Origin of the sequence: Belnapia moabensis DSM 16746 (assembly GCF_000745835.1) — a bacterium.
GTDB lineage: Bacteria > Pseudomonadota > Alphaproteobacteria > Acetobacterales > Acetobacteraceae > Belnapia > Belnapia moabensis.
This window is the reverse complement of sequence record NZ_JQKB01000017.1, coordinates 93,459-99,458: the sequence shown is the minus strand read 5'-3', so window position 1 is coordinate 99,458 and position 6,000 is coordinate 93,459. Positions and strand designations below refer to the sequence as shown.

The 6,000-nt window shown below is 71.7% G+C and carries 7 protein-coding genes and 1 pseudogene; 6 read left to right on the top strand and 2 right to left on the bottom strand.

Annotated elements, in window-relative coordinates; all coding sequences use genetic code 11:
* Positions 1-846: pseudogene (locus EP26_RS13525) on the bottom strand (glycogen debranching protein GlgX); the annotation flags it as partial.
* 184 nt (positions 847-1,030) lie between these two features.
* Here EP26_RS13525 and EP26_RS13520 point away from each other — a divergent pair.
* The 6 genes from EP26_RS13520 (at position 1,031) to EP26_RS13495 (ending at position 5,459) form a co-directional block, all read left to right on the top strand.
* On the top strand, positions 1,031-1,453 hold the full coding sequence (locus tag EP26_RS13520; RefSeq protein ID WP_043339143.1) for an RbsD/FucU family protein: 423 nt from the start codon (positions 1,031-1,033) through the stop codon (positions 1,451-1,453).
* The gene (locus EP26_RS13515) at positions 1,450-2,430 is read left to right on the top strand and encodes an aldo/keto reductase (protein WP_043339141.1); all 981 of its coding nucleotides are present in this window, start codon (positions 1,450-1,452) and stop codon (positions 2,428-2,430) included. Before EP26_RS13520 ends, EP26_RS13515 begins: the two co-directional genes overlap by 4 nt.
* Positions 2,427-3,236, top strand: coding sequence for an amidohydrolase family protein (locus EP26_RS13510; protein ID WP_043339140.1), 810 nt, complete (start codon positions 2,427-2,429; stop codon positions 3,234-3,236). Before EP26_RS13515 ends, EP26_RS13510 begins: the two co-directional genes overlap by 4 nt.
* A 70-nt stretch (positions 3,237-3,306) precedes the next feature.
* Positions 3,307-4,194 (top strand): TauD/TfdA dioxygenase family protein, encoded by an 888-nt coding sequence (locus EP26_RS13505; RefSeq protein WP_043339139.1) that lies wholly within the window; start codon positions 3,307-3,309, stop codon positions 4,192-4,194.
* Complete coding sequence (locus EP26_RS13500; RefSeq protein WP_043339138.1) at positions 4,191-5,027, top strand: AraC family transcriptional regulator; 837 nt, start codon at positions 4,191-4,193, stop codon at positions 5,025-5,027. Before EP26_RS13505 ends, EP26_RS13500 begins: the two co-directional genes overlap by 4 nt.
* 21 nt (positions 5,028-5,048) lie before the next feature.
* Complete coding sequence (locus EP26_RS13495) at positions 5,049-5,459, top strand: DUF2000 domain-containing protein (protein WP_043339137.1); 411 nt, start codon at positions 5,049-5,051, stop codon at positions 5,457-5,459.
* A gap of 6 nt (positions 5,460-5,465) precedes the next feature.
* Here EP26_RS13495 and EP26_RS13490 read toward each other — a convergent pair whose 3' ends face one another.
* On the bottom strand, positions 5,466-5,984 hold the full coding sequence (locus EP26_RS13490; protein ID WP_169747389.1) for a hypothetical protein: 519 nt from the start codon (positions 5,982-5,984) through the stop codon (positions 5,466-5,468).
* Between the last annotated feature and the right edge of the window lie 16 nt (positions 5,985-6,000).

Here is a 6,000-nt window from a genome sequence, read left to right as displayed (position 1 = left end):
GAGGATGACCTCGAGATTGGCGTCGTGCAGCCGGGCAACCATCTCCTTGAACTCGGAGAAGGCGAAGGCCGGGTTGCGGGCATAGCGCCGCGCCGGCGAGAAGAAGCTGATGGTGTTGTAGCCCCAGTAATTGGTGAGCCCCTTGTCCACCAGCGGCCCGTCATTGACGAAGGTGTGGACGGGCAGCAGCTCGACCGAGGTGACGCCGAGGCCACGCAGATAGGCGACGACTTCCGGCGCGGCGAGGCCGGCATAGGTGCCGCGCATCTCCTCCGGCAGGTCGGTGCGGAGCTTGGTGAAGCCCTTCACATGGGTTTCGTAGAAAATGGTGCGGTCCCAGGGGACGGCCGGGCTGCGCTCGCGGCCCCAGGTGAAGGCCTGATCGATGACGCGGCATTTCGGCATGAGTGCAGCGCTGTCGCGTTCGTCGAAGGTTCGGTCGTCCTCCGATTCAAGCTGGTAGCCGAAGATCTCAGGACCCCACTGCAACTCGCCGACGATGGTCCGCGCGTAGGGATCGAGCAGCAGCTTGTTGGGGTTGAAGCGATGGCCGGCCTCCGGCTCGTAGGGGCCGTGGACGCGGAAGCCGTAGATCGTGCCTGGCCGCGCATCGGACAGGTAGCCGTGCCAGACCTCGTCCGTGTATTCGGGCAGCTCGATCCGCTCGATCTCCGTCTCGCCGGCATCGTCGAAGAGGCAGAGCTCGACCTTGGTCGCATGGGCCGAGAAGATGGCGAAGTTCACGCCCAGGCCGTCCCAGGTCGCGCCCAGCGGGAATGGCATGCCTTCGCTGACACGCGACTTCCGAACCACCTGCGGCGCCGGCGTCTCGACCCGGTTACTCATGCACCCAACCCCTTCCTCATCGCCGCAGCACAACATGGAGGCGATCCTTTCGTTCCCGCGCAGTGATCGCTTTCGCCGCGGGCGCGTGGAGGCCGATGCACGCGCGCGTGAGCCTCGGGCGAGGGGCCTTGCCGGCGGCCGGGGCCCGGCGCCACCCTCCGGCTTCATTGCCAGGTGCGCCGCGATGTTGCTGGGCCTCGACCCCTTGCTCACCCCCGACCTGCTGCATGCCCTGGCGAGCGCCGGGCATGGCGACCGTATCGCCATCGTCGATGCCAATTTCCCGGCCGCCGCGAATGCTCGCCGGCTGATCCACCTGTCCGGCACCGATTCTGTGGCAGCGCTGCGGGCCATCCTCTCCCTGCTGCCGGTCGATGATTTCGAGCCGGACCCGGCCCTGGTGATGGAGGTGGTCGACGATCCTGCCGCCATGCCGGAGGCGGTGGCCGACTTGACCCGCCTGCTGCGGGGCGCCGGCGCCGGGCCGCCGAGGGCCGTGCCGCGGCAGGATTTCTACGCCCTCGCCCGCGAGGCCTTCGCCGTGGTGGCGACGGGGGAGCGGCGGCTCTATGGCAACATCCTCATCACCAAGGGTGTTGTCCGATGAGCCGCTGGCGGCCGCAGGGCCCGCTCGGCCTGGGCGGGGCGCCGCTCGGCAACCTTTTCGCGCCGATCGAGGAGGCGGTGGCGGAGGCGGCGATCGAGGCGGCCTGGGATGCGGGCATCCGCCTCTTCGACACGGCGCCGCTCTACGGCCTCGGCCTCTCCGAGCACCGCATGGGGCGGGTGCTGCGGCGGAAACCGCGGGACGAGTTCACCCTCTGCACCAAGGTCGGACGGCTGCTGGAGGCCGACCCGGCGGCGCCCCATGAGCAGCACGGCTTCCTCGGCGGCCTGCCCTTCCGCGTACGCTACGACTACTCGGCGGATGCGACGCTGCGTTCCATCGAGCACAGCCTGGCGCGGCTCGGCCTCGCCCGCCTCGACATCGTGCTGATCCATGACGCGGCGGAGGACCCGCACGGCCCGGCTTGGCCGGAGCGCTTTGCAGAGGCGATGGCCGGCGCCGCGCCGGCGCTGACCCGGCTGCGGGAGGAGGGGGTGATCCGCGCCTGGGGCCTCGGCGTGAACTGCGTGGAGCCTTGCCTGCTGGCGCTGGAGCAGGCCGACCCGGACCTCTTCCTCATCGCCGGGCGCTACACGCTGCTTGATCACGGCGCGCTGGAGCGGCTGATCCCGGCTTGTGCGGCGCGGGGGGCCAGCCTCATCATCGGCGGTCCCTACAACTCCGGGCTTCTCGCGGGCGGGAAGACCTTCAACTACGCCCCGGCCCCGGCCGATCTGCTGGCGCGGCGGGACCGGCTCGCCGCATTCTGCGCGGGGCAGGGCGTGCCGTTGAAGGCGGCGGCGCTGCAGTTCTGCGCCGCGCCCGAGGTGGTGGCGGCCGTCATCCCCGGCGGGCGCTCGCCGGCGGAGGTGGAGGAGAATGCGCGGCTGATGGCGCATCCGGTTCCGCCCGGCTTCTGGGTGGCGCTGCGCGAGGCCGGGCTGATCCCGCCCGGGGCGGCGGTACCCGGCGGATGAGGGTCGACGCCCATCACCATGTCTGGCGCGTCGCCCGCGGCGACTATGGCTGGCTGCGGCCGGAGAGCCCGATTTGCCGCGACTATGGCCTCGGCGACCTTCGCCCGCTGCTCGGCGACATTACCGCGACCGTGCTGGTTCAGGCGGCGCCGACCGAGGCGGAGACGCGCTTCATGCTGGAGGTGGCGCGGGATTCGGCGGGACTGGTGCGCGGCGTGGTCGGTTGGGTGCCGCTCGAGGAGCCGGAGCGCGTCGCCGCCCTGGCCGCGGAGCCATTACTGCGCGGCCTCCGCCCCATGCTGCATGACCTGCCGGAGCCGGACTGGATCCTGTGCCCCGAACTGGGGCCGGCGCTGGAGGAGATGGCGGCGCGCAATCTCGTCTTCGATGCGCTGGTGCGGCCGGTCCATCTGCCCTTCATCCGGGCGTTGGCGGCGCGGCACCCGCGCCTGCGCATCGTGCTCGACCATGGCGGCAAGCCGGAGATCGCGGCGCGGCGCATGGAGCCCTGGGCCGGCGAGGTCGCCGCCCTGGCGCGCTGCCCCAACGTCACCTGCAAGCTCTCCGGCCTGGTGACGGAGGCGGCGCCGGGCTGGCAGGCGGACGACCTGCGCCCCTATGCGGCGCATCTGCTGCATGCCTTCGGCGCCGAGCGGGTGATGTGGGGCAGCGACTGGCCGGTGGTGGACCTCGCCGGCGGCTACGCGGCCTGGCGCCAGGCGAGCCTCGCCCTGCTGGAAGGGCTGCCGGAAGCGGGTGCGGTGCGCATCCTCGGCGGCACGGCGGCGGAGGTCTACCGGCTGTAGCCCTGCGCGACGGGCGGTGTTCACAGCCTCGCCCGGATGGGCCTAACCTGCCGGTAGGGAGGATCAGCCAATGACCGTGCAGCTCACGCCGCTCCATCCGCTCTTCGCCGCCGAGGTCTCGGGCATCGACCTGCGGCAGACCCCGGGGCCCGCCCTCTGCGATGAGATCCACCGGGCGATGGACCGCTACGCCGTCCTCGTCTTCCGCGACCAGCAGCTCGACGACGACCAGCAGATGGCCTTCGGCGCGGCGCTCGGGCCGCTGGAGCAGACGCGGGGCGTGGTCGATGTCCACAAGCAGCGGCTCAAGCACCAGCAGATGGCGGATATCTCCAACATCGACCTCGACGGCAAGCTGCTCGGCGCCGATGACCGGCGGCGGATGTTCAACCTCGGCAACCAGCTCTGGCATAGCGACAGCAGCTTCAAGGCGACGCCGGCCAAGTATTCCATGCTGCATGCGCGGGTGATTCCGCCCGAGGGCGGCGACACCGAATTCGCCGACATGCGCGCCGCCTGGGATGCGCTGCCGGCGAAGATGCAGGCGAAGATCCGCGACATGGTGACGGAGCACAGCCTGATCTTCTCGCGCGGCCAGCTCGGCTTCACCGAGTATACCGAGCAGGAGCGGCGGGACTTCGCCCCGGTGCCGCAGCGGCTGGTGCGCTGGCATCCGGGCTCGCAGCGGCACTCGATCTATCTCTCCTCGCATATCGGCCGGATCGTCGGCTGGCCGGTGCCGGAGGCGATGGCGCTGATCCGCCAGCTCCTCGAGCATGCGACGCAGCGGCAGTTCGTCTATGCCCATCACTGGCGGCAATGGGACCTGGTGGTCTGGGACAACCGCAGCACCATGCACCGCGCGCGGCCCTATGAGGACCACACCTATCCGCGTGACATGCGCCGCGTCACGCTGACGGATGTTGCGCCGACGCTCGAGCAGCAGATGGCGGCTTGAGCGACCGCATCTCGCTGCGGCACGATGCGGCGACCGGGATCGAGGCGATCGAGGCCCGCTTCGCCGCCCATGCCTATGACCTGCACCGGCATGACGAGTGGCTGGTCGGCGTCACCGAGCATGGGGTGCAGGACTTCCTCTGCCGCGGGCGGCGGCAGCGGAGCACCTTCGGCCGCGTCATCCTGATCGAGCCGGAGGAGGCGCATGACGGCGAGGCGGGGGCCGATGGCGGCTTCTCCTACCGCATGCTCTACCTGCCCCGGCCCTGGCTGCGCGCGGCGCTCGGCGAGGGGGCGGGGAGCGAGCCGGGCTTCGCGGCGACGCTGCAGGACGACCCGCTGCTGGGCGGCGCCATCCGGGCGGCCTGCATCGCCCTCTCCCGCCCGGGCGAGCGGCTGCTGCGCGATGCGGCGCTGGATGCGCTGGTACGGCGGCTGCGGCCGCATCTCAGCCGGCCGGAGCGGGCGGCGCCGGCGCGGCGGGACGACCGCCTGGCCCGGCGCGCGCGGGACCGGCTGCGGGACGACCCGACGACCGATCCCGGCGCCGATGCCCTGGCGCGGGAGGCCGGGGCGGCGGACCGGTTCCAGCTCGCCCGCGCCTTCCGCGCCGCATACGGCACCTCGCCCCATGCCTATCTGATCCAGGTCCGGCTGGTGCGGGCACGGCGGCTCCTGGCCACGGGGATGCCGCCGGCGCTGGCGGCGGCGGAATGCGGCTTCGCCGACCAGAGCCATCTCGGCCGCCGCTTCCGCAGGGCCTATGGGCTGACGCCCGCCGCCTACCGCGCCCTCTGCACGGATGTTCCAGACGCAGGCCGCCGCCCCGGCTGAGATGCCGCAGAGGAGAGCGGCATGGTGTTCGATACGAAGGTGGCCATCCTGGTGCTGGACGGGCTGGCGGTCTGGCAGAAGCTCAACGTCACGGCCTTCCTCGCGACAGGCATCGCCGGCGCGGCGCCGGATGCGATGGGTGAGCCCTACGAGGATGCGGCAGGGCGCCAGCATGCAAGGCTGCTCGGCCAGCCGATGCTGGTCTTCGCGGCCACGCCAGAACTGCTGCAACGGGCCTGGCAACAGGGCATCGAGCGCGGGCTGACGCGGGCGGCCTATGTACGGGCGATGTTCTCGACCGGGCATGACGCGGCGAACCGTGAGGTCTTCCGCGCCGAGCCAGCCGATGCCCCCGACCTGGTCGGCCTCGCGCTCCGCGGGCCGAAGCGGGATGTGGACAAGGCAACGAAGGGCGCGACGCTCCATCCCTGAGGCGGTTCAGCGCCGCCGTTCGAGCCGGTCGAATTCCGAGGCGACCATGCCGGCTGCCTCGGCGGTGCGGGGCAGGCGAGGCATGGTCGCAAGGCGCTGCAAAGTGCCGCCCGGCCCGGCGGTGAAGGCGACAGTGGCGAGCGCGGCCTCGGCACTGGCGCGGCTGCCCGCCCGCAGTGCCTCGCCGGCACGGCGGAGGGCGGCGATTACCACGCCCGGATCGGCATCGGGCGCGATGCCGAGATAGCCGCGCATCTCCCTGCGCGCCGTCTGCAGGCTTTGCAGCACGGCGGGGTTGATCTCCGGTGCGTAGCGCGGATTGGTGGCAAGCTCGTTCGTCAGGAATTCGAGCTGCTCCGCTGCCACCGCCGCCTTGGCCGGCTGGCCGGCCCAGCGGCCCGTATCGCCGAGGTTGCGCGGGGCGTAGAGCGCCGCACCGCGCACCGGGTCGCCGAAGCCGCCGAGATAATTGGCGCTCGGATCATCGGCGCAGCCGGCGAGCGCCAGCAGCACCGTGAGCATCACGAGGCGCGGAGCCCGC

What these genes read in the sequence shown, in the direction of transcription:
- EP26_RS13520 (WP_043339143.1), top strand. Translation starts at nt 1,031, where the DNA reads ATGTTGCTGGGCCTCGACCCCTTGCTCACCCCCGACCTGCTGCATGCC.
- EP26_RS13515 (WP_043339141.1), top strand. Translation starts at nt 1,450, where the DNA reads ATGAGCCGCTGGCGGCCGCAGGGCCCGCTCGGCCTGGGCGGGGCGCCG.
- EP26_RS13510 (WP_043339140.1), top strand. Translation starts at nt 2,427, where the DNA reads ATGAGGGTCGACGCCCATCACCATGTCTGGCGCGTCGCCCGCGGCGAC.
- EP26_RS13505 (WP_043339139.1), top strand. Translation starts at nt 3,307, where the DNA reads ATGACCGTGCAGCTCACGCCGCTCCATCCGCTCTTCGCCGCCGAGGTC.
- EP26_RS13495 (WP_043339137.1), top strand. Translation starts at nt 5,049, where the DNA reads ATGGTGTTCGATACGAAGGTGGCCATCCTGGTGCTGGACGGGCTGGCG.